We start from the raw sequence: 1,833 nt of genomic DNA, 5'->3' as shown, positions 1-1,833 counted from the left end.
GTGGGGACCAGGAAGTTCTTCATGATGGCGTACTTCAGAGCGCCGGTGTACGCCTTGTACGCCCCCTTGTCGCCCTTGTCATCGCCCTGGCCGAAGTAGTAGAAGGAGAGGGACTCACCCGTATCGCCGTCCAGGAATGTGAACCGGATCTTCGCCTCGGTCAAGGTGTCCTCTCGCCGAAGCTCCTCAACGCTGGAGAGCAAGAAGACGTGCCGCTCGGCAAGCTTCTGCCGCACGGCCTCGACAAGATCCGATTCCATCACGTAATCGTACTTGTGGAACTCGTTCCGGCCGCGCTTGGGAACCCGGTCTATCTCGCCCAGAATCTCGCTGAGTTTGATCACCAGGTTCTTTGGAACACTGTTGGTCTTCATGGAGCCGACTGCCGTCTCAGGCGCCTCGATCATCCGGATCACTCCTTTCCCAATACGCGCCGCATGGCTCTGGCGGCTTCATAAGCGCTCTGCTCTTGTGCGCGCATCCTCAGTTCCGCTTGGGCCATCTGCCTCACCTTGGGCGGCAGGCACCCCAGGTGGGCAAGGGATTCCGGCTGGCCTGACTCCAGCCACATCACCCATTGAGCAGGGCGGATCAGGCGTCGGCACTTACAGCACCTGGGTTTTCTCTCCCACACCCACTCGAACGCCCTGGCCCAATCGTCCTGGGCGAGGAACAGTTGGCTACGCGGGATCCTCACTCTGCGTGTCGTCCTCCGTAGCGTCGAGCTTCACCGTGAATGCAGGCTCATCGGGCACGTGTACGGTAACGCCTTCGACCACCTCTCCGTTTGGCAGGACCACGTTGGTGCCGACAATCTGGCAATCGGCCTTGAGCGACTTCCAGTCGGGAGCCTCCACAGCCTTGATGTACTGGGTGAGTTCACGGGTCCGCAGGAACTCCAGGAGCACAGCGTCATCCCGCTGGAACTGAGGCTGCTGCTTCCTGAGCCTCAGCTCACCGCCCGGAAGGCTGATCGTCTTCTTGCCGGAGTTGCGGGCGTAGAGTTCCAGGAGCCCCAGGATCCGTTCCTCGGTTTCCCGCAGCACCCGAGTCCGGCGGTTGTACCACTCGAAGATTTCGTTGATCTTCCGCTTAACAAAGTCATCGATGGACTTAATCTCGCCTTTGATCCTGCGGTATTCGGCCAGCAGCCAGGTCGCGTCGTCAGGGGTCTTGGGCACCCAGTCCTCCTTCCAGACGTTCTCTGGCTGGGTCGCGGTCTGGAATTCGCGGTCAAGTTCCAGCGACATGGGCCGTCACCTCACGTCGAATACCGGGAAGTTCCGGTATTCAACCTCGGACATCTTGCTACCCCATCCCTCGGACAGACAACCGCGGCAGACAAAGCGGGTCTTCACCTGCACCAAATGCTCGCGGCTTCCGCAGATGACGCATCCGGGCTCCCACGCCCTGAGCGCCACCAGCCTGGCCTCGGGGTCGTAAAGCAGCTCTACCCTTTGCCCGGAGTCGATTCCCAGTTCCCGACGGAGCTTCTTGGGGATGACGATCCTCCCGAGATCATCCGGCTTCAGAATAATCCCCGTCTCGTGAAGCATGCGACCACCTCCATGTATTGATCTTGGTGCTCAACGAATAAAGCCGATGGCAAGCCCGAGGCCGACCATAATCGCGGCCACCACCAGGGCGATAACCGCCAGAGCGTGTCCCCTGTAGGACCTGCCGTAGTAAACGTAGATGCTTCCCGGCGGCGCCTTGCGGATGACCCGCCTCATGGTAACCCCTCCCTCCGCTGGCATGATACACCAGGTCGCTGGATTTGTCAAGCCACCAGATATTCCAGGATGGTGACACCTTGCAACGAGTCAACGCCGC

General features: G+C 60.2%; 4 protein-coding genes. All 4 read right to left on the bottom strand.

Features of this window, described 5'->3' with window-relative positions; translation table 11 throughout:
* Positions 1-407, bottom strand: a 407-nt coding sequence (locus tag FWJ67_RS10920) for an ERF family protein (protein WP_414482834.1), incomplete at its 3' end; no start/stop codon positions are given.
* 273 nt (positions 408-680) lie between these two features.
* Positions 681-1,250 carry a host-nuclease inhibitor Gam family protein gene (locus tag FWJ67_RS10915; RefSeq protein WP_414482833.1) on the bottom strand — a complete coding sequence of 190 codons (570 nt, stop codon included), beginning with the start codon at positions 1,248-1,250 and terminating at the stop codon, positions 681-683.
* Positions 1,251-1,256: 6 nt separating this feature from the next.
* A complete protein-coding gene (locus tag FWJ67_RS10910; protein WP_414482832.1) occupies positions 1,257-1,556 on the bottom strand; it encodes an AbrB/MazE/SpoVT family DNA-binding domain-containing protein in 300 nt (99 codons plus the stop codon).
* 30 nt (positions 1,557-1,586) lie between these two features.
* Entirely contained in the window at positions 1,587-1,733 is a 147-nt protein-coding gene (locus FWJ67_RS10905) for a hypothetical protein (protein WP_414482831.1), read from the bottom strand.
* Positions 1,734-1,833: the final 100 nt, after the last annotated feature.

Origin of the sequence: Limnochorda sp. (assembly GCF_047459355.1) — a bacterium.
GTDB lineage: Bacteria > Bacillota > Limnochordia > Limnochordales > Limnochordaceae > Limnochorda.
The sequence above is the reverse complement of the archived record's forward strand: the minus strand, read 5'-3'. Positions and strand labels throughout refer to the sequence as shown.